The 20,623-nt window shown below is 51.1% G+C and carries 19 protein-coding genes and 1 other annotated feature (1 of these 20 cut by a window edge); of the genes, 11 read left to right on the top strand and 8 right to left on the bottom strand.

The features are described from left to right. The first annotated feature begins 225 nt into the window (after positions 1 to 225). The 11 genes from H8S18_RS06300 to H8S18_RS06250 all read left to right on the top strand — a co-directional run bounded on the left by H8S18_RS06300 (position 226) and on the right by H8S18_RS06250 (position 12,730). The gene (locus tag H8S18_RS06300; RefSeq protein WP_186857470.1) at positions 226 to 1,293 is read left to right on the top strand and encodes a substrate-binding domain-containing protein; all 1,068 of its coding nucleotides are present in this window, start codon (positions 226 to 228) and stop codon (positions 1,291 to 1,293) included. A 73-nt stretch (positions 1,294 to 1,366) separates the two neighbouring features. After that, positions 1,367 to 2,866, top strand: a complete 1,500-nt coding sequence (locus H8S18_RS06295; RefSeq protein WP_186857469.1) for a sugar ABC transporter ATP-binding protein — start codon at positions 1,367 to 1,369, stop codon at positions 2,864 to 2,866. 17 nt (positions 2,867 to 2,883) lie between these two features. Beyond that, positions 2,884 to 3,873, top strand: coding sequence for an ABC transporter permease (locus H8S18_RS06290; protein WP_186857468.1), 990 nt, complete (start codon positions 2,884 to 2,886; stop codon positions 3,871 to 3,873). Positions 3,874 to 3,889: 16 nt separating this feature from the next. After that, a complete protein-coding gene (locus tag H8S18_RS06285; RefSeq protein ID WP_186857467.1) occupies positions 3,890 to 5,164 on the top strand; it encodes a uroporphyrinogen decarboxylase family protein in 1,275 nt (424 codons plus the stop codon). After that, complete coding sequence (locus H8S18_RS06280; protein WP_186857466.1) at positions 5,161 to 5,802, top strand: GDSL-type esterase/lipase family protein; 642 nt, start codon at positions 5,161 to 5,163, stop codon at positions 5,800 to 5,802. The genes H8S18_RS06285 and H8S18_RS06280 overlap by 4 nt, the downstream gene beginning before the upstream one ends. An 11-nt stretch (positions 5,803 to 5,813) precedes the next feature. Next, entirely contained in the window at positions 5,814 to 6,869 is a 1,056-nt protein-coding gene (locus tag H8S18_RS06275; RefSeq protein WP_186857465.1) for a uroporphyrinogen decarboxylase family protein, read from the top strand. A 1-nt stretch (position 6,870) separates the two neighbouring features. Continuing rightward, a complete protein-coding gene (locus H8S18_RS06270) occupies positions 6,871 to 8,130 on the top strand; it encodes a uroporphyrinogen decarboxylase/cobalamine-independent methonine synthase family protein (RefSeq protein WP_186857464.1) in 1,260 nt (419 codons plus the stop codon). A gap of 13 nt (positions 8,131 to 8,143) precedes the next feature. Then, a complete protein-coding gene (locus H8S18_RS06265) occupies positions 8,144 to 9,196 on the top strand; it encodes a uroporphyrinogen decarboxylase family protein (protein ID WP_186857463.1) in 1,053 nt (350 codons plus the stop codon). 12 nt (positions 9,197 to 9,208) lie between these two features. Continuing rightward, a complete protein-coding gene (locus H8S18_RS06260; protein ID WP_186857462.1) occupies positions 9,209 to 10,330 on the top strand; it encodes a GntR family transcriptional regulator in 1,122 nt (373 codons plus the stop codon). 53 nt (positions 10,331 to 10,383) lie between these two features. Further along, complete coding sequence (araB, locus tag H8S18_RS06255; RefSeq protein ID WP_186857461.1) at positions 10,384 to 12,051, top strand: ribulokinase; 1,668 nt, start codon at positions 10,384 to 10,386, stop codon at positions 12,049 to 12,051. Continuing rightward, positions 12,041 to 12,730, top strand: coding sequence for an L-ribulose-5-phosphate 4-epimerase (locus H8S18_RS06250; RefSeq protein ID WP_186857460.1), 690 nt, complete (start codon positions 12,041 to 12,043; stop codon positions 12,728 to 12,730). The genes araB and H8S18_RS06250 overlap by 11 nt, the downstream gene beginning before the upstream one ends. Before the next feature lie 73 nt (positions 12,731 to 12,803). Here H8S18_RS06250 and H8S18_RS06245 read toward each other — a convergent pair whose 3' ends face one another. From H8S18_RS06245 to H8S18_RS06210, 8 genes are all read right to left on the bottom strand, one after another. After that, entirely contained in the window at positions 12,804 to 13,409 is a 606-nt protein-coding gene (locus tag H8S18_RS06245; protein WP_186857459.1) for a CpXC domain-containing protein, read from the bottom strand. 27 nt (positions 13,410 to 13,436) lie between these two features. After that, positions 13,437 to 13,922 (bottom strand): prolyl-tRNA synthetase associated domain-containing protein, encoded by a 486-nt coding sequence (locus tag H8S18_RS06240; RefSeq protein WP_186857458.1) that lies wholly within the window; start codon positions 13,920 to 13,922, stop codon positions 13,437 to 13,439. A 338-nt stretch (positions 13,923 to 14,260) separates the two neighbouring features. After that, a complete protein-coding gene (locus H8S18_RS06235) occupies positions 14,261 to 14,932 on the bottom strand; it encodes an ABC transporter ATP-binding protein (protein WP_186857457.1) in 672 nt (223 codons plus the stop codon). A 3-nt stretch (positions 14,933 to 14,935) separates the two neighbouring features. Then, entirely contained in the window at positions 14,936 to 15,565 is a 630-nt protein-coding gene (locus H8S18_RS06230) for a hypothetical protein (protein ID WP_186857456.1), read from the bottom strand. A gap of 25 nt (positions 15,566 to 15,590) precedes the next feature. Then, a complete protein-coding gene (locus H8S18_RS06225) occupies positions 15,591 to 16,796 on the bottom strand; it encodes an ABC transporter permease (RefSeq protein WP_186857455.1) in 1,206 nt (401 codons plus the stop codon). A 4-nt stretch (positions 16,797 to 16,800) separates the two neighbouring features. Next, positions 16,801 to 18,165 carry an efflux RND transporter periplasmic adaptor subunit gene (locus H8S18_RS06220; RefSeq protein ID WP_186857454.1) on the bottom strand — a complete coding sequence of 455 codons (1,365 nt, stop codon included), beginning with the start codon at positions 18,163 to 18,165 and terminating at the stop codon, positions 16,801 to 16,803. A 118-nt stretch (positions 18,166 to 18,283) separates the two neighbouring features. After that, complete coding sequence (locus tag H8S18_RS06215; RefSeq protein ID WP_186857453.1) at positions 18,284 to 19,477, bottom strand: sensor histidine kinase; 1,194 nt, start codon at positions 19,475 to 19,477, stop codon at positions 18,284 to 18,286. Continuing rightward, positions 19,474 to 20,187: a response regulator transcription factor gene (locus tag H8S18_RS06210; RefSeq protein ID WP_186857452.1), complete on the bottom strand. Its 714-nt coding sequence runs from the start codon at positions 20,185 to 20,187 to the stop codon at positions 19,474 to 19,476. Before H8S18_RS06210 ends, H8S18_RS06215 begins: the two co-directional genes overlap by 4 nt. Before the next feature lie 193 nt (positions 20,188 to 20,380). Then, positions 20,381 to 20,623 (top strand) — a binding site (T-box leader); it runs 6 nt beyond the window's last position.

Below are 20,623 nucleotides of genomic sequence, written 5' to 3'. Positions count from 1 at the left end.
TTTTGAAAACCCAAATAAGAAATACAACTTTGTAGCGGATGGCCCTTTTGAAATATTGAAATGTGCTTTTTTACATGATAACATTAAAACCATAAAAAATATCAACTAAAAACATAAAATACAACGGATTACCAATAAAAACAATTTAAATACAACTTAAAAACAAAGTTGTCCTTTAATTTAAAAGGACGGTTATTAACTATATTTTATTTAGGAGGAATGAAAATGAAAAAGACAATGTACCTTGTTACGGCACTCTTGCTTGTTGCGGTTCTGGTGATTGGCTGTGCTGCGCCATCCGGGACGGCTTCCACAGCGCCCGAGGATTCGGCCGCGGCTTCGAGTGGAACATCGGCAGGCGGGGAAGACAGCGGCGCATCAGGCGCGGATGACGCTGTCAAAATTGCTTATGTCTCCAAACAATTGACAAACCAATGGTTTGTGCTGGAAGACAACGGCTTTAAGGACAAGGCGGCGGAGCTTGGAATCGAGTACATTGGGCTCGACGCGAACCTCGATGACGAGGCATGTGATGCGGCAATCGATAATGCGCTGGCGCAGGGTATCGACGGCTTGGCCCTTACGATTACAAACCAGGGCAACGGTCCGTCGGTTGTTGAAAAGTGCCGGGAAAAAGGAATTCCGATCGTGACGCTGGACGATCCGATTGAAGATATGGACGGAAATCCGGTGCCGCACGTCGGGATGCCGACCGTAGAAGTTGGTATTGCAGGCGGCGAAGTACTTGCGCAGTACGCGAATGAGCGCGGTTGGTTCGACGATCCGAACAACGTCGTAGCGGTCATGCAGATCGACGCTCCCGATATTACGCCTCTCCGCCCCCGCCTTGATGGTTACCAGCAGGCGCTGATGGAAAATACGCCTTTGACGGAAGAAGATTTCATCTATGTGGAGACATCCGAATGCATGCTCGAAGACTCTCTGCCGGTAGCACAGGCCACCGTTCAGGCGCATCCGGAAGTAACCCATTGGATTGTCGGCGGCGTAAACGACGATTCTGCAATTGCTGCCCTGAAAGCATTTGAGGAAGCGGGTATTACAAAAGATAACTATCTGATTTGCGGGCTCGGCGGTTATGAAATGGCGGTTGAAGAATTCGAAAAAGGAAACGACAGCTTCATGACGGTCGTGCTGGATCCGTACGGAGAAGCCCAGGTCGCAATGGAAATGCTGTATGAAAACATTGTAAACGGAACGGAACTGCCGCTGGAGACATTTGTAAACGGCAAGGTAGCTACGCTCGACAACTGGACAGAGCTGATTGAACAATAATCTTAAGGAAGAGCAGGCCGGCAAGCTGCTGAAAAACGGCTTGCCGGCCAAATGAACAGGGGAGGAGCGTACGATGGAAGAGATTATTTTAAAATGCAGCCATATCTCTAAAAGCTTTCCGGGCGTGAAAGCGCTTGATAACGTACAACTGGAATTGCGCCGGGGAGAAGTACATGCGCTGTGCGGAGAAAACGGCGCGGGAAAATCCACTGTAATCAAGATCATAACGGGATTATATCAAAAAGATTCCGGTGAAATAGAATATTTTGGCAAAAAAGTAAATTTCAAAAATACGATTGAATGCAGAAAGAATGGGATTGCCCTGATTCCACAGGAGCTGCATTTGGCGGAAACGCTGACCGTCGCTGAAAATATTTTCATGACGAATTTTCCACGCAAGGGATTGGTTGTTGACTGGAACAGAATGAACGAACAAACACGGGAATTACAGAAGCGCCTGGGGGAGGCGGCCCTTAGCTTCCAGCCCGACCAGCTTGTCAAGACGTTAAGTATGGGACAAAAGCAGCTTGTTGAAATCATGAAAGCAATCTCTACGGATGTAAAGGTAATTGCGTTTGACGAGCCTACAAGTTCGCTCTCCGACGAGGAAACGGTGGAAATGTTTAAGCTGATCAGACAATTGACGGCAGAAGGAATCGCAATCATATACGTAAGCCACCGTCTCGCGGAAATCTTTGAAATATGCGACCGGGTGTCCGTTTATAAGGACGGCAAGTACATCGGCACCAAGGACGTTGCGGAGGTGGAGCCAAAGGATATTATATCCATGATGGTTGGCCGCGACGTGAGCCTGTTCCATAAAACGCGGGACCGAAAAGTGGGAGAACCGGTATTTGAAGTGAAGGACCTTTGCTGGAAAGACCGCGTGAAAAATGTGTCGTTTAAATTAAATAAAGGCGAAGTGCTGGGAATGTTTGGAATCGTTGGATCCGGACGGACAGAAACGGCGCGGACAATTTTTGGAATCGAAAAAAAAGACTCCGGGACGATCATCAAAGACGGAAAAGAGTTAAACATCAGGCGACCCGAGGACGCAGTGTTGGCAAAAATAGGTTTTGTGACAGAAGACCGCCGGGGGGAGGGGCTTTCGCTTGTGATGAGCGTAGCAGAAAACATTACGATGCCCTCCATGCGGCGCTATGTGAAAAAAGGCGTACTCGATTTGAAAGCAGAGGCGGCGGCAGCCCAAAAAATGGTAGAAATGCTGGCAATCAAGACGCCGAAGCTGGAAACGCGGGTCGGGTCTCTATCGGGCGGAAACCAACAAAAAATTGTTATTTCCAAATGGTTGGGAGCGGATTCGGAAATATTGATTTTTGATGAACCGACGCGCGGCATTGACGTGGGCGCTAAAGCGGAAATCTATCAGATGATCGACAACCTGACTCAGGAAGGGAAATCGATCATTATGATTTCATCGGAACTGCCGGAGGTGCTGGCAATGTCTGATCGTTTGCTGGTATTCCGGGACGGCGAGATCGTGGCCGAACTTGCCGAAGTACAGTCGCTTTCTGAAGAAGATGTGCTCGGCTATGCAATCAAGACCGTATGACCAAGGGGGAAAAAAACATGAATAAAGAAGTAAAGGCAATGTCCTTGAAAAAAACATTTAATTATGCCACAGTCAACCGGCTGATGCTTGTTGTCATGCTGGCGGCGGAAATTATCATCTTTGCAAACCTGACACCTTACTTCCTTCAGCTTGAGAACCTGTTGCCCGTAGGGCGCGAAATATCGACGCTTGGCATTGTCGCCATTGGCCAGACCTTGTGTATCCTGACCGGCGGCTTTGATCTTTCCGTAGGAGGAACGGCGGCGCTTGCGGGTGTTGTCACGGGCTATTTCTGTTCAGCAAATTACCTGGGCTTGCCCTATGGAGTCGCTCTTTTGGTTGGTATGGGCGTTGTTTTTGTAATCGGCATGATTAACGGCGTCTTAATCACGAAAATCAAAATCAATCCATTCATAGCGACTATGGCAATGAATTTCATTCTGGGCGGAATTGTGATTCTCGTAACCAAACAGCCGATTACGGTCAATGATCCGGCATTCAAATTCCTTGGCGCGACGACGCTGGGTTCCATCAACTTCCCGCTGCCTATTATTATTTTTGTAGGCTTGTATTTCCTGTTCTGGTTCATTCTTAAGTACACTACCTTTGGGCGTAAGATCTATTGTACGGGTGGAAACGCAGAAGCGGCAAGGGTTGCCGGAATCAATGTGGAACGTACAACTTTCTGGACCTATACGCTTTCGGCAGTGCTTGCCGGATTCGCAGGTGTGCTGCTTGCCTCAAGAATTGCAACGGCAAATCCGAGTATCGGATCCTCTTACGCCATGGAATCCATCGCGGCGGCGGTACTCGGCGGTACGGCGCTTAGCGGCGGCGAAGGAAATGTGTGGGGCGCGTTTTTAGGCGTTTTCGTCACAGGGATCTTATCAAACGGACTTATTATGCTTGGCGCTCCGCAGGCCTGGCGGGATGTCGCGACCGGCGTGGTCCTGATCGCGGCGGTTATCCTGCAGCTTGCTTCCAAGAAATCCAAGGCCTTTGCATAAGAAGGGAGAGCGCATCATGAATTCACGAGAACGGGTAAGGGCTGCAATCAACCACCGGCAGCCGGACTATACTCCGCTTGACCTCGGCGGCTGCGGACAGACCGGGATCAGTGCGAGTACGCTCTATAAGCTGCGGGAGGCCTATGGCCTCCCAAAGCACCCCATTACCATTGCAGAGCCTTATCAGCTTCTGGGGGAAGTAGAGCCTGACCTGATTGAACGGGTGGGCGCGGATATTGTTCCGATGTATAACCCGACGAACCTGATGGGCACATCGAACAATAAGACAAAGCCGTGGACCATGAGCGATGGAACCCCGGTGTTGATGGCGGACAACTTCGAGTATGACACCACGGAAAACGGAGATGTGTTCGTCTATCCGCAGGGCGACCGGACGGCGGACTACAGCCTGCACCTGCCCAATGGAGGATTCTTTTTTGACAATATCAACAGGACGCCTCCGGTTGACGAAGAGCATCTTACCCCTCTGGAAGATTTCAGGGATTCGTATACGGTGCATACACAAGAAACATGCGAATATTGGGAACGGACTTCTAAAAAATTATATGAGGAAACCGAGCTTTCCATTATGGGGGTGCTTGGCGGCATGGGGCTTGGCGATGCGGCGGAACTTCCGGGACCGTTTTTGAAAAGGCCGCGCGGCATACGCAGCATGGAGGATTGGCTGATGGCTCATTTTCTCCATCCGGACTATATTGAAGCGGTTTTTGCCTATCAAACGGAGGTTATGCTGAAAAACCTTGAACTATATCGTCAAGCGGTAGACGGCAGAATCGATGTGATCTGGATTTCGGGGACGGACTTCGGGACGCAAAACAGCCTGTTTTTTTCGGTTGATATGTTCCGGCAGCTATATAAGCCTTTCTATAAAAAGGTAAACGATTGGGTGCATGAAAATACGGAATGGAAGATTTTTTACCATAGCTGCGGAGCGATTTACGAAATGATTCCGGAACTGATCGATGCCGGCGTGGATATTCTGAACCCGGTACAGTGTTCTGCGGCAGGAATGGATGCAAAGCGGCTGAAAGAAGAGTTCGGCGATAAAGTTACATTCTGGGGCGGCGGGATCAACACGCAGGCGACGCTTCCCTATGGAACGCCGGACGAAGTGCGGCAGGAGGTGCGTGAACGGCTGGAGACGTTTTCGCCGGGCGGCGGATTCGTATTCTCTTCCATCCATAATATCGTGGCCAATGTTCCGGTAGAGAACCTGGTTGCAATGTATGATGAGGTAGCGCGTTTTCGCAGGGAGGAACTGGCGCGATGAAGACGGTTGTCTGCTATGGGGACTCAAACACCTGGGGGCATCATCCGGTAACGGCGAAGCGCTTTCCTCCCGGTGTCCGTTGGCCGGGCGTGATGCAGGCACTGCTTGGCAGCGGTTATAAGGTTGAAGAGGAAGCGGTTTGCGGCCGGACCAGTGTATTTGACGAGCCGATCCAACCATACCGCAATGGAATTGAATATTTTGATTGCTGTATGCTGACAAACATGCCGCTTGATCTCCTGATTATTATGCTTGGAACCAACGACCTGAAAAAGCATTTGAATAATAATCCGTTTTCTATCCGGACGGGATTAGGGCTTTTGATTGAAAGGGCGCGCAATCCGGAATACTGGCGGGACGAAACGAAGCGTATCCTGCTGATTTCCCCGATAGAATTGGGAGAGAACATCGAACGTTCCCCGCTCTGTGGATTTTTTGACCGGAAAAGCAGGGAAATAGGGCTGCAGCTGGGGAAGGAGCTCTGCGCGTTAGCCGGAGAAACAGGCTGTTTTTTCATGGACGCGGCAAAGGTTGCGCATCCAAGCGAGTATGATTCGATTCATCTTGATGAAAATGGCCACAGGAAGCTGGGGGAGGCAGTCGCACAAAAGGTGCGGGAAATTTTTTTCAACTCATAAGGAGAGGAAGCATGAATTCAAGAGAACGCGTATTAACGGCCTTTTCACATGGAATACCCGACCGGGTTCCAGTATTTGCGGACTACGTGCCGGAAGTAAAAACAAAATTGATGGAGTACTTTGGCACAGATGATTATTATGACATGTGCGTCATGGTTGGAAACGATATGCTGATGAGCAGCGCGGGGATCGGCGCTTCTTATTACGGTGAAAAAGACGAATATGTATGCCCATGGGGATGTACATGGAAATATTTTGAAAATAACGACGGACGTTATACGGAGATTATTGGTCATCCGCTGGCAAACGATCCGGATGGAAGCAAGCTTGCCGCATACCGCATTCCGGATCCGGAGGGGGAAGAAGTTTGGAAACCGGCGCGAAAGCTTGTGGAAAAATATGGGAAAACACATTTCATAGCAGCGTCCATCACATGTTCGATTTTTGAGGCGGGATGGTATTTGCACGGGCTTGAAGATACGATTATCGATATGTCGGCACGGCCGGATTATGCAAATGCGCTTTTTGATAAAGTAATGGAATTTCCGCTTCGGGCCGGACTGCGCCTGATTGATGAAAATGTGGATATGTTGTGGCTGGGGGACGACGTAGGCATGCAGCAATGCATGATGATGTCTCCCGATATGTGGCGGACCTATCTGAAACCGCGCATGAAAAAACTAATTTCGGCATTTAAAGAAAAGCGGCCGGATATCCTTGTGGCCTATCATAGCTGCGGATATATTTTTCCTGTCATCGAAGATTTGATTGAAATTGGACTCGATATATTAAACCCGATCCAGCCGCTGGCAATGGATCCGGCGGAAATCAAAGCAACCTATGGGAACAGGCTGTGTTACTGGGGCGCGATCTGCGTACAAGAGACGCTTCCGCGCGGGAGCGAGGCGGACATCCGGAACGAAGTAAAACTACGGATGGAAACGATTGGCAGGGACGGCGGATATATGATGAGTCCCGCGCATACCATACAAGCGGATACGAGCCTTGAAAATGTATTGGCATTTTACCGGGCCGCAAAAGAGCTCGGCGTATACGGGGGAAAATAAAATGAAGCGGGCAAAGGACCTGGAACGGCTGCGCGCATTGGCAGCGGAATGGATGGAACTTGCAGGGCTGCCGGTGATGGAAGAACGGAGGGACGGCTGGACGGCCCTTCATTCCCTGCGAGGCAAACGGCCTATGATCCTGGTTGAGGTGGGGTATATCAACGATTATGTAACGCAGGATGAGCTTCTTTGTATGGATCCGTTTTGCCGGCGTACGGAAGAATATATGCTGAAGACGATCCGCCATGCAAAAGAAGTGGGCGACGACATTGTGGTCGAACCCTATTTCCGGATGGGATACAGCATGGAGCAGCCTTCCTTTGGCGTAGACGTCAAAATGGTGGAGAGTTCTGAAAAAGGGCTTGCCTATGTGTTTGAACACACGATTAAAGAACCGGAGGATATGAAGCGCCTTGTAAGGCGGGAGTTCCATATAGACAGGGAGCGTACGGAGCGCAACCGCGCAGTTCTGGAAGAAGCGTTTGGGGATCTCCTGCCGGTGCGCCTCGGGAACTATGATTTCATGGACGAAGCGGACGGGGACTATACATGGACAGGGAATTGTTTTTTTGGATTAACATGGCAGCTTCACCGGTTTATTGGACTGGGCGAACTGATGTATTGGTTTTACGACCATCCGGACGACCTTCATGCGCTGCTGCGCTATATGACCGATGATCGGCTGCGTATGTTCAGGACGCTGGAAAAAGAAAAATGCCTTGTACCCAATACGGATAACCAGATGGGCGGGCCGTGCTTTTACGGTTACTGCGACGACCTTCCTAAAGAGAATGGGCAGATATGCGGGCTGGACAGTATGTGGGCATGGTGCGAATCACAGGAATCGTCCAGTATTTCGGCAGGGATGTTCGGAGAATTTGTCCTGCCGTACTTGGCGGAACTGGCACGGGAGTTCGGCCTGATTTATTACGGGTGCTGCGAACCGGTCTGCGACAGGCTGGGCCTGATCGAAAAGGCGATCCTCAATTTGCGGGCGGTTTCGGTATCAATGTGGAACGATTTTGACGTAGTAGGCGATTTGATCGGAAAGAAATACGTCTATTCGCGCAAACCCGCCCCGCCGCCGATGTCCGGTAAGGACGTGAATTGGGAAGCGGCGGAAAAGGATCTGCTTCTGACAAAGCGGTCGGCGCGGGACGCGAACTTAGAACTTTTGTTCCGCGACCTGTATGACATTGGGGGAGAACGGGAACGGCTCGCCAAATGGGTAAACCTTGCCAAACGGACCCTTGGATTGTAAAAGGAGAGAAAAAATGGATGAACGGCGCAGGATGCGAGTGTTTACGGCTCTTTCACACAAGCAGCCGGACAGAACGCCTGTAGATTTTCAGGCGGTAGCAGAAATCTGGGATAAATTATACCGGCATTTCGAAACGGACGATATGAAAACCATACTCGACCGCCTCGAGGTGGATTGCGCGTGGGCCGACCCCCAGGTTTTGCGGCCTGCAACGGAACGGGATGCGGACGGGCTTATCATTGGATGGGGCGGCAGCCGAATCCGTTTGGTGCGCAACCAATATGGCGTATATGAGGAAATTGTGAAATATGCGCTGGACGGATGCTCGACAATCGAAGAAGTTGACGCCGCGCTTTCCCTGCCTGACCTTTCGCAGTGGGAGTTTGGGAGTATTAAAGAGGCATGCAAAACATATGATGACCGTTTTTTGATTGGCGGATTTGCAAGCGCGTTTTATTATCCAATCCAGGTGCGCAGGATGGAGGACTTATTCATCGACATGGCGCTTAATCCTGCGCTGGCTCACCATATCATCAAACGGTGCTTTGACTGGCATATGGAATACCATGAGCGGATGTTGAAGGCGGGGGACGGACGTATTGACGCGATGCAAATTGCGGATGATTTTGCAACGCAGTTGGATCTTCTGATCAGTGTGGATATGTTTCGTGAATTTTTCAGGAAGCCTATCCTTGAATATGTGGAGCTGGCACGTTCCTATGGGGCCATTCCCTATCTGCATTGCTGTGGGTCGGCCTACCACCTAATCGGGGAATTCATCGATATGGGAATCGAGATTCTCGATCCGGTGCAGACCGCTGCGCGCAATATGGATCCAGAAAAACTCAAAATGGAATTCGGAGGCCGAATCACTTTTCACGGCGCGGGGGAAACGCAAAAAATCCTGCCGCGCGGCACGCAGGACGAAGTGCGGGAAAACGCAAGTTTTTTGTCCCGGACATTGGGGAAAGACGGGGGATATATTATGTCTTCCTGCCATTTTTTACAGCCGGATGTGCCGCTTGAAAATGTATTGGCATTCTATGAGCCGGAAAACAGGGAATAGGAAGGCAGCGCTATGGAAAACGCAAAGCGGGGGCATAGTTTTAAATATATTGCGATCAGGAGATGGATTCTGGACAATATTGAAAACCATGTATTTAAATATGGCGACAAGCTGCCGTCGGAAAACCTATTGTGTCATAAATTTGAGATCAGCAGGCAAACGGTTAGGAATGCTATGGACCAGCTCGCGGATGAAGGGATTGTGCGGCGGGTGCGGGGAAGCGGCACTTATGTCGCGCAAAAACTCGGTGAAACACGCAACAAAACCATTGGAGTATGCTTGAGTTTTATCAATGAATATATTTTTCCGGCGATCCTGCTTGGCATTGAAGAAACGTTGACTGCAAAAGGATTCGGGATGGAGCTTGGTATCACTTACAATAAAATTGAACAGGAGCGGCGTTTTCTGGAACGAATGCTGAAAGCAAATGTAAGCGGGCTTATCATCGAAGGGACAAAAACCGGGCTTCCGAACCCCAATCTTTCTATTTACCGGGAATTTTTGCGGCGGGAAATCCCGGTTATGTTTATCCATAATTATTATCCGGAATTGCCGTGCGCGAGCGTGGTAATGGATGATGTGAACTGTGCTAAAAAATTGACAAAGATGCTGATTGACGCGGGACATAGGGACATTGCCGGATTTTTCAAGATAGATGATATGCAGGGCCAAAAACGGTATGAAGGGTATATTGGCGCGCTGATTGAAGCGGGGATTCCCGTCCGGGATGAACTTATTCGGTGTTTTACTTCGAACTCACAGGATGCCTTGTTTGAATACAGTCATCACCCACTGCTGGCGGATGTAAGAAAATGCAGTGCAATTGTATGCTATAATGACCAAATGGCAAGTAAAATGTATTCCTATTTCAAGGAAAGAGGCATTAAAGTACCGCAGGATGTTTCGATGGTGGGGTTTGATGATTCGTTTGTCGATCCGGCGGCGATCCTGCGTCTTACCACAGTGCGGCATCCTAAAAGGGAGCTTGGAAAAGCGGCGGCAGACAGATTGATGCATATGGTGGAAAATGGAACTGAAAGTATTCCGCAGGAACCGCTCATCGTCAATGCAAATATTATTTGCCGCAGCTCAATTAAAATTCTCAATAAACCCAGTGGCGAAATGGTCATTTAAAGAGTAAAATAATGTAAAAAGGAAGCAAGGGCTTCCGGCAGGGAGGGAATGATATGGGAAAATATACAATTGGTATCGATTATGGAACGCTTTCGGGCCGGGCAGTGCTCGTAGACGTTGCGACGGGGGAAGAAATCGCGTCAAGCGAGTTTGCATATCCGCATGCCGTCATGGATGAAGCGCTGCCGTCCGGAAAAAAATTGGGTGTAGACTGGGCGCTTCAGCATCCGCAGGATTACCTTGACGTTTTATATTGCGTTGTTCCGGACGTACTTAAACAGGGCGGCGTGGCCGCGGGGGATGTGATCGGTGTGGGCGTTGACTTCACATCATGTACTGTCCTGCCGGTAAAGCGCGACGGTACGCCGCTTTGTTTCCTGCCCGAATATGCGGACGAACCAAACGCATATGTAAAACTGTGGAAGCATCACGCGGCGCAGGACAAAGCGAATAGAATTACAGAAACAGCGGAAAAACGCGGAGAAAAATGGCTGGCCCGGTATGGCGGGAAGATTTCGTCGGAATGGGTGTTTGCAAAAATCTGGCAGATATTGGACGAAAGCCCGGAGATCTATGCGGCGATGGACCGTTTTATTGAAGCGGCAGACTGGATCGTATGGCAGATGACTGGGAAAGAGACGCGCAATTCCTGTACGGCCGGGTATAAAGCGCTTTGGCATAAACAGGAGGGGTACCCTTCCCGGGAATATTTTGCGGCGCTCGATCCGCGGCTGGAAAATGTAGTGGAGGAAAAACTGGGAACGGAGATCCTGCCCCTCGGGAGCCGTGCGGGCGGCATCACGCCCGAAATTGCGGAAAAGACAGGACTTACCGCCGGGACTGCGGTCGCTGTCGGCAATGTGGACGCGCATGTATGCGTTCCCGCGGTAAAGATCAGCGGGGCGGGCAAGATGCTTGCCATCATGGGGACGTCTACCTGCCACATGCTGCTTTCCGAAAAAGAGCGGGAAGTGCCCGGCGTGTGCGGATATGTGGAGGATGGAATCCTTCCGGGATTTTATGGATATGAAGCGGGACAGTCGTGTGTAGGAGACCATTTCGCGTGGTTTGTGGAAAACTGCGTACCTGCAAGCTATAAAGAAGAAGCAGAAAAAGAGGGGCTTCCAGTCCAGGTTTACCTGCAAAAGCTGGCGGAGCGGCAGAAGGCGGGGGAAAGCGGCCTATTGGCGCTTGACTGGTGGAACGGGAACCGTTCGATCCTTGTGGATGTGGACCTTACAGGGGTCATGCTCGGTATGACGCTCCAGACAAAGCCCGAAGAGATGTACCGTGCGCTGGTGGAAGCAACGGCATTCGGAACGCGTACGATCATTGAGAATTTTGAAAAGCATGGCGTACCTGTCGACGAATTTTATGCCGCAGGCGGTATTGCGGAAAAGAGCCCGTTTATGATGCAGATCTATTCGGACATCATCAAAAAGCCGATCCGTATCTCGGGCAGCAAGCAGGGCCCGGCGCTGGGCGCGGCCATTTTCGGCGCGGTGGCTGCCGGAAGCGCGGCCGGCGGATATGACAGCGTATTCGAGGCAGCGGAAAGAATGGGCAAGCTGAAGGATACCCTGTATGTGCCCAATGAGGAAGAGGCGAAGACATACGACGCGCTTTACGCAGAATATAAAAAACTCCACGATTATTTTGGCCAGGGCGGAAACGATGTAATGAAGACTTTGAAAAGGATAAAAAAGGCGCATGAAAGATGAATTGAAACGCAGGGTCTATGAAGCGAATATGCTGCTCCCGAAATATGGCCTGATTACGTTTACCTGGGGCAACGTCTCCGAGCGGGAAGGAGATGTGGTTGCGATCAAGCCGTCCGGTGTGGAATATGGTGCGCTCCGGCCGGAAGACATCGTACTTGTGGACATGGACGGAAATACTCTGGAAAGCGGGCTGAAGCCGTCCTCTGATCTTGAGACCCACCTTGAATTGTACCGCAATTTTGAGGGAGTGATGGGCATCACCCATACACATTCGGAGTGGGCGACCTCGTGGGCACAGGCAGGGATGGATATTCCTGCGGCGGGGACGACACATGCGGATTATATTTATGGGGACGTACCGTGTACACGGGGGCTTACGCCGGGGGAGATACGCGATGCCTATGAGCATAATACCGGAAAAGTGATCGTGGAAACCTTCGCGGGCCTCGATCCGTTGGCTGTGCCGTGCGTGTTGGTGAAAAATCACGGGCCGTTTACATGGGGCACGGATGCGGCGGAATCGGTGCATAATGCGGTGGTTTTAGAGCAAGTCGCCAAGATGGCGTTTATCGGGCGGGCGCTTCAGGGCGGCGGCCCGCAGAGGATGCCTCAGAACCTGCTTGACAAGCACTATCTGAGGAAACATGGCAAAAACGCTTATTACGGGCAAAAAAAATAAAAAAAAGCCATCCGGCGGGATGGCTTTTTTTATACGGTTTGGTTGCAACCGTATTGCGAAACAAGCTGTTTTTTCAGCTTTCAAGCAGGCGAAAATGATTCAGAATCCACTGTGAATCTACCGTCTCGAACTCTCCCGATTCCTCAAAATGGGGGGAGGAAAGCTCCGCGCACATCTGGTCGTACAGCCCGAGCGGCGTTTTGAGGATGAAATCGTTTCCATCTTTGGCAAGAGCAAAAAAACTCAGGCTCTCTTCGTCTACATCCGCGAGCAGCAGCACATCCGGGTCTTTTACATCGAAGCGTTCCGGGTTTTGCTGGATCGTAAGGATCTTCAGGAGTTCGATGGCCCGGTCATCAAGGCCGCGCTCGAAAATGAGGATTTTTTCCCGAAATCCGTGGGCGGAAAATACGTCGCGCAGCGAATAGCCGTTCAGCGGCGCAGGCGCATCCGGAGGCAGGTCGGAAAGATCGAATCCGCGGGGAATAAAGCGGATTATGACACGCTTTACGGGATTGTGGTAAATGCAGGGATAAGGCAGCATCAATTCCGCGCCGCACGAAGGACATACCGCCCGGAAGGCTGTCAGGTCAAGGATCTTTTCCGCGCGTTCCATCAGGGGGAAGGTTTCAAATTCAAATTGCGCCCCGCACTTGGGGCAATCAACGGTTTCTTTCATCAGGGTTCCTTTCCGCCGGAAACAAGTTTAGAGTTTGCAGTAGGTAATCGGATTTTCGTGCTCCTCGATCAGCCGCCGAAGATCGGCAAAACTGAGAAACACGGTAGCCGTATTCTCGCACGGGTGCACACCCAGCGGTATTTCGCCCATAAGGGCCTGATCGATCACGACTTCGACCTCCGCGTTTTTGTCGTTTAGGATACCAAGCGGCGTAACCGCGCCGGGCGTGAGGCCCAGGTATTTTTGCAGGCGTTCTGCAGAGGCGAAACTCATACGGGAACCGAGGAGCGCGCCAAGTTGTTTTAAGTCTACGGCCTTATCCTTTTGCACGCATATAAGAAAATGGCGTTTGCCGCTCCCATTGCGGAGAAACAGGTTTTTGCAGACATTCCCGTGGTTGCAGACACCGATTTTTTCCATATCCTCAATCGTAAAAACTTCTTCGTGCTCTATCGTTTCATATGCGATGCCTTTTGCATCGAGCAGTGCATAAATTTCTTCTTTTTTACCCATGGCCTAAAGTTTACGCTTTCTCTTTTTGTTTGCTACAAATATACCATATTTCGCAGGAGAAATCCATAAGGGCAGGGAACTATTGATTCATTGCGTTTATATAAATTAAGATACTGCCGGGCACTCGCTCAACTCGAGCAGTGCGCTTTTCTGTGCGCTGACAGCAAGGCCATAGATGCGGGGCCCGTCTTTTTCTATGCTGCGTATCTTTTGTACAAGAAAAGCAGAAAAAGAGGACAGGCAGGGAAGGGGCCCAATTAAAAGGGCACAGCCCATAAAGGCTGTGCCCGGAAAGATCGTGATTTTTTGAAGCGTTTGGCCAAAGGCGCATCGCGCGGTCATTCGCTGATACGGCCGTCGCTGATGGTGATGATACGTTTGCTTGCGCCGGCGACGTTGACGTCATGGCTGATCATCACGATGGTATTTCCGGCCTCGTTCAACTCGCGGAACAGCGCCAGGATCTCTTTACCTGTTGCAGAATCGAGCGCGCCTGTCGGCTCGTCGGCGAGCAGCAGGGCAGGCTTTGTCACAAGGGCCCGGGCAATGGCGACGCGCTGCTGCTGGCCGCCCGAGAGTTCGTTCGGGCGGTGGCGGATACGCTCTGTAAGTCCTACGAGGCGGATACTTCCCTCCGCCCGTTCTATTGCCTCCGCGCGAGAAAGACCGCGCAGCAAAAGAGGCATAATAACGTTTTGCAGCGCCGTATATTGCGGGATCAGGTGGTATTTCTGGAAGATGAACCCGATCTTTTCATTGCGCAGGCGGGTGAGTTCGCCGTCGCCTTGCCCGTGCACTGCTTCGCCGTCAAGAAAGTAACTGCCCGAATCGGGCGTGTCCATACAACCGAGGATATTCATCAGCGTAGACTTTCCGCTTCCGGAGGGGCCAAGTATCGTCATATATTCGCCCCGGTCCACGGAAAGGGTGATGTCCTTCAATACGTGCAGGCTTTCTTCACCTACGGCATAAGATTTATTGATGCCGGCAAGCCTTAAGAAATGTTCCATTTCTTACTCCATAACGATGAGGGAGGCAATGGAGCCGTCCTCGTTTTGCATCACCATCAGTACATTTCCTTCTTTCAAGTCAGACATTTTGAGTTCCTTTCCTATGGAATCGTAGATCTTGAGGCCTGCGGGGATGGTCAGTTCCCTCACCTCGCCCGTGTACTCAAGCTCTAATTTAGGCATATCTTCAGGATTTACCTGGACGATGTTGCCGCTTGCGTCTTCTGTAAAGTATTGGACGCTGCCATCGCCGTCACCGCCGCCCTCACCATCGCTTTCACCTGCGTCTCCATTGTCTGTGACGGTAACGCTCTTACTGCTGCTGATAGCCGCTCCGCCAACGGTATCCGGCTCCGCTCCTTCTGGGATTACCGTAGATGTGCCGCCGTCTTCGGGCTGCTTGGCGAGATCGAGCGTCAGGTTGTTGCCCACGAGGGATTTCACTTTGCCGTACAATGTTTCCACTGTTTGGGCACTTGTACCGCCGGTATCTTCAGATGGGGAATCCCCGCTTGCCGGGGGAGCGCTGCTTTCGAGGGCACCGGAAGAACCTTGCGGCGCGGCAGGTACAGAGCATGCCGCGAGGGAGAGGAGCAATATGGCCGATAAGGCCACCATAAGAATCTTTTTCATGTTTTTGTTTTCCTTTCTGGTTTGTTTATTCATAATTCAAAGCGTCGATCGGCTTTAAACGGGACGCTTTGTATGCGGGGTAAAAACCGAACAGTGTGCCTGTTACCACTGCAAACAACAGTGCAATGGCCTGCCCGCCGGCCGTAGGCAGCACGGGGATATCGGTGTAGTCCATAAGCGGCATACAGGCATAGGAAAGGCCCACGCCTACGAGCCCGCCGAACAGGCTGATGATGACGGACTCCAGCAAAAACTGCGTCATGATATCCTTCTTGGAGCTGCCGAGGGCCTTTAGGATACCGATCTCCTTGGTACGTTCCTTGACCGATACGAAGAGTACGTTCATGATGCCGATGCCGCCGACGATGAAGACAATGGTGGCTACGGAAATGAGCAATACGTTCATGGTGCGTGCAGATTCCATGGCCGCGTCAATACGGCTGCCCGTGTCTTCGAGCATGTAGACGCTGCCGTCCTCCAGGATATAGTCGAGTGTGCTTTGCATCTGCTTCATGGCGGCTTGTACATGGTTTATGTTGTCTGCCATGGCGACGATCTGGGGGATGGTGTAATCGTCCCCTAAAAAGCGTTCACCCGTGGTGAAAGGAATGAAGATCGTATCGTCGGGGTTCACACCCTGCATGCCGTCGCCCTTGCGCTCTAACACACCGATAATCTTATACTGCTGTTCGCCGATCTTGATGGTTTTGCCAATGGCATCTTCCGGGCCTTTGAAATATTTCTGTGCCAATCCGTCACCGATCACGGCTACACGGGCTTCATTTTCCACATCCGCATCCGAAATGTTTTCCCCCTGTATGGTGGCAAGATTGTTGATCTTCTCATAGTTTTCAAGCACGCCCGTTATTTGTGAGGATACTTTCTGGCTGCCGAAGACAGCGTCGGCATAGTAGCTGGCACGCAGGGTGATATCCTGCAGGTAACTGTTTTCCTCGAGCATCTGTTCCATGTTACCGCGCGTCAGCTTGGGGATGCCGCTTATGTCCCCGTCCGAACCGAACATCCTGCTGTAATCCGGATTGACATAGATGGTTTCCGCACTAAGGCCTTGGAACTGCCCGGCGATTTCCGCTTCGCCGCCCTTGCCGATGGCGATGACCATGACGATGGTGACGGCGCCAACGATAATCCCCAGAGACGTTAAAAGTACTTTAAACTTGTTTTGCATCAGGTTGATCCATACGATACGCAGTGTTTCAATCAGCCTCATAACGTTATCCTTCCACGATCACAGTATCGCCCTCGGAAAGGCCGCCAGTGATCTCGCTGACCTTGCCGTCGGAAAATCCAGTCCTGATTTCCACGTCGCGCAGGGTGCCGTCGTCGTTTCTCATCTTCACGTATTGTTTACCGTCCGCGAGAAAGATTGCCTTGTTGGAAAGCTGCAATACATCCTTTTGCTGCCTTAATACTATGGTTGCATTGGCGCTCATGCCGTCCAGCATCTCTGCGTCGTTTGGATCGACAGAGATGGCGACGTTGTAGGAGATGGGATTGCTGTCTTTGATGGGGACGAGGCTGCGCGACTGCACTTTGCCGGTAAATTTCTGGTCGCCGAAGGCGTCGAGTGTGAATTCCGCAGCCTGCCCTTCCTCGATTTTACCGATGTCCGACTGGGAGACGGGGACGGTAACTGTTTTCGCATTGGGATCGCCAATGACGGCAGCGGGAGATTCCGGCTTTGTTTCTGCGCCCGGCTCTGCGTCGAGGGAAAGAACGACGCCGTCTATACTTGCGTAAAGATAAGGATCATCTTTTAGTTCCTGTAGCTGGTCTACTTTCTTTTGTGCGGCTTCTACGTCTAACTGGGCGAGATCAACGGCATCTTGCAGGCTGCCGGAATTTGCATCCGCGATTTTTTTGTCGATCGCATCGCTTTTGGCTTGTGCTTCGTCCTGCCTGTTTTTTGCATCTTCCAGGGAAGAAAGGCTCGATTGTGCATTTTCAAGCTCTTGCCGTGCAGCTTCCAGTTCGGCAGTGAGAACCTCGCGTTTATCGTTGAGCGCCGCGGCCTGCACATCGCCCTCGGGAAGGGAAGCCAATTGTGTATCGATTTCGCTGATTTGTGCGGCCAGCGCGTCAACTTTTTGCTGAAGCGAATCAACCGCGTTGCTTGCCTGTATAAGCTGGCTCTCCGTTTCTGCGCTGCCAGCATCCTGTGAGGCGGCCTCTTTTTGCGCGTTCAGCTCCCCCAGAGTCTTGGCGCTTTGGGCTTGTTTTAAGGCGATACGTGTCTTTTCAAGCTCGCTTTGTGCGGATTCGATTGCTTCGCCCAGTTTCTCCTCATCTGCCATGACAAGCTTATCGCCCGCTTTGACGGCCTGTCCGGCTTTGACCAACACTTCCCCAATGGTGACTATTTCGCTGAAATTTTGTGGTGTGGAGCCATAATGCAGTACGCCCTGTCCACTGACGCCGGCAGTGATGTCGCCGCGGGTCACGGGATATTCGCGTTGGATGGTCTCGGGCAGATCGCTTCCGGCGGCGCTTGTTACGCCAAAATAACTCGCTATGCTGACCACTGTGATGATGACGGCCAGCGCAACGATCATCTTTTTAGATGGCTTTTTTCCTTTCATAATGTCCTCCAAACGTTTTTCTTTGCTTATCTTACAGGAGGGAGGATTAAGAAATGGTTAAGACGGATATAAAAAATGCATCCCGCCATTTAGGCGGGATGCGCTTTTGGAATCGGCGTTATTCGGCGGGGATGCGGGGAAGCGTAACGGTGAAGACCGTACCTGTGCTTTCCCCTGGGGCGGCGGAAACCGTTCCGCCGTGACGCCCAATGATATCTTTGACAATGGCAAGGCCGAGGCCTGCGCCGCCTATTTTTCGTGAACGGGAATGATCCGCGCGGTAGAATGGATCGAAAATATGTTCGCGCTTTTCTTCCGGGATGCCGATGCCCGTATCCGCTATGGTAAAAGTATATTTTTTGTCTTCGGCGGCAGAGGAAATATCGATACTGCCGCCTTCCACGTTGTATTTTACCGCGTTTTCGATCAGGTTGGAGAAGGCGCGCATAAGCATGACGCTGTTGCCCTTCGTTGCGAGGCCGCCCGGCAGTATGTTCACGGTGAGCTTTCTTTCTTCGATACGCGGAGCGAGCTGCGCCGTGATATCATGGAACATAGAATCAAAATCCACCGTATCGTTAAAATCGTAATTGCGCTGCGAAGAAATGGTGAACAGGTCGTCTACGAGGCGGATCATGCGCTCCGTTTGTTTTTTGACGACCCGGACGGTCTGGCGGTATTCCTCCGCCGTGGGGTCGCCGGAAAGCTGCAGTACGTCTAGATTTGTTTTGATCGCCGCGAGCGGCGTTTTCAGTTCGTGCGCCGCGTCGGACGAAAAACGTTTTTGGTCAGAAAACGCTTTGGAAAGGCGGGAGAGCATCGTATTGAAGGAATGGGCGAGGCTGCTGATTTCGTCGTGTGCGTCGCCTGCATCGACCCGCTGGGAAAGCTCATGTTCAGTGATACTTTCGATCTGCGTGCTCAGATCCCGCACGGGGCGGAGGGCCCGGCCGAGCAGAAAATAAGTGAGCAAGCCGCCTCCCGTGATGATTGCGAGCATAATCCACAGGCTGATGCTGTTGAATTGAGCAGTTGATGAGCTCATTACTGATATGGCGGCTATTTGGTCCGATGTGTATGGCTCCGGATAGCTATCGGTCCCGCTGGCGCCCGATACCTGGGATGCGGTAATCGTGCTATATGCATTTTCAGACACCTCAAATTCATCGAAGTTTATGTCGGAAGCCAGATAGGGGACAACGTACGAAAATTGCGCGTTATAGATGGTGGAGAGGGTAAAGAGGACGGACACTCCTGTAAGCAGCAGCACGGTAAAGAGGGTCAGCCGCATGCGCAGTGATAGCTTCCTCATAGCTTGGCTCTCCGTAATTTTGCGTCGATATTCTGTGCCGGCTTGGGAATGCAATAACCCGCACCGCGCAGGTTGGTAATGAGCTCCTGGTCGGTGTAGGCGGCGAGCTTTTTGCGCAGGGTGCTTACATGAACCTTGATGGCATTGGAAAAGAGGCTGCTGTCACTAAGCCATATATGTTCAATCAGCTCTTCCGCGCTGATTGCCTTGCCGCGGTGCAAAAGCAGATATTCGAGGATCGCGTATTCCTTAGGGGCAAGGTCTATGACCTCATTCTGGTCCGTATACAAAAGATGCGCGCAGGTATCGAGAGAGAACCTGCCGAATTTAAGCACGACGCCCATTTGCGTAAAATTACGGCGTAAAAGGCTGCGCACACGTGCTTCCAGCTCCCCGAAATCAAAGGGTTTTACAAGATAGTCGTTCGCGCCGAGGTCGAGGCCTTCGATGCGCTGGGTGTAGTCGCTGCGTGCGGAAAGGATGAGTACCTTTTGGTGCAGATCGTTTTCCCGTATCTTTTTAAGGATATCGAGCCCGTCCATGCCGGGCAGGTTCAAATCCAGGAGAATGAGGTCGTAGTCGTTTATAAATGCGAGCTCATATCCATCCATCCCGTCCATGGCGGTATCTACCGCATACCCTTTTTTCTCAAAACCTGCCCTTAAGGCGGTTAGTAAATCTTCTTCATCTTCTATGATCAATAATTTCATTGCCTGCTCCAATCTGATTTTTGCCTATTACATCCTTTATACTATATCATTACCATGAATCCGGTTAAGAAACGGTTAAATTTTGATGAATTATAGGAAAAAAGGTTTACATACGCAAAAGGTTTTTGAAAAATAGAGGAAGAAGATGGAGTTGACAGGAACCGGTCCTGGATTTATAATGGAATTCAATAAGAAAAATCCGCAGAGCGGAAGTAAGTAGCCATGGAAACGATGTTAAAGAGAGCGGACGGCTGGTGGAAAGCCCGTACATACGCCGATGGTGAATGGGTCCGTGAGGAGCAGGTGGAATTTTGAGTATACCTCGCCGTGATTCCCGCGTTAAGGGAAAGGATATAAGCGCTGTACGCGCCGTATCTGTAACGAGCAGATCAGAGGATTGATCTGGAATTTGGGTGGCACCGCGAAGCTTTTCGTC

The organism is Christensenella tenuis, from assembly GCF_014287795.1.
Taxonomy (GTDB): Bacteria; Bacillota; Clostridia; order Christensenellales; family Christensenellaceae; genus Christensenella; species Christensenella tenuis.
Note: the sequence above shows the minus strand (reverse complement) of the source record. Positions and strands in the feature narration are given on the sequence as shown.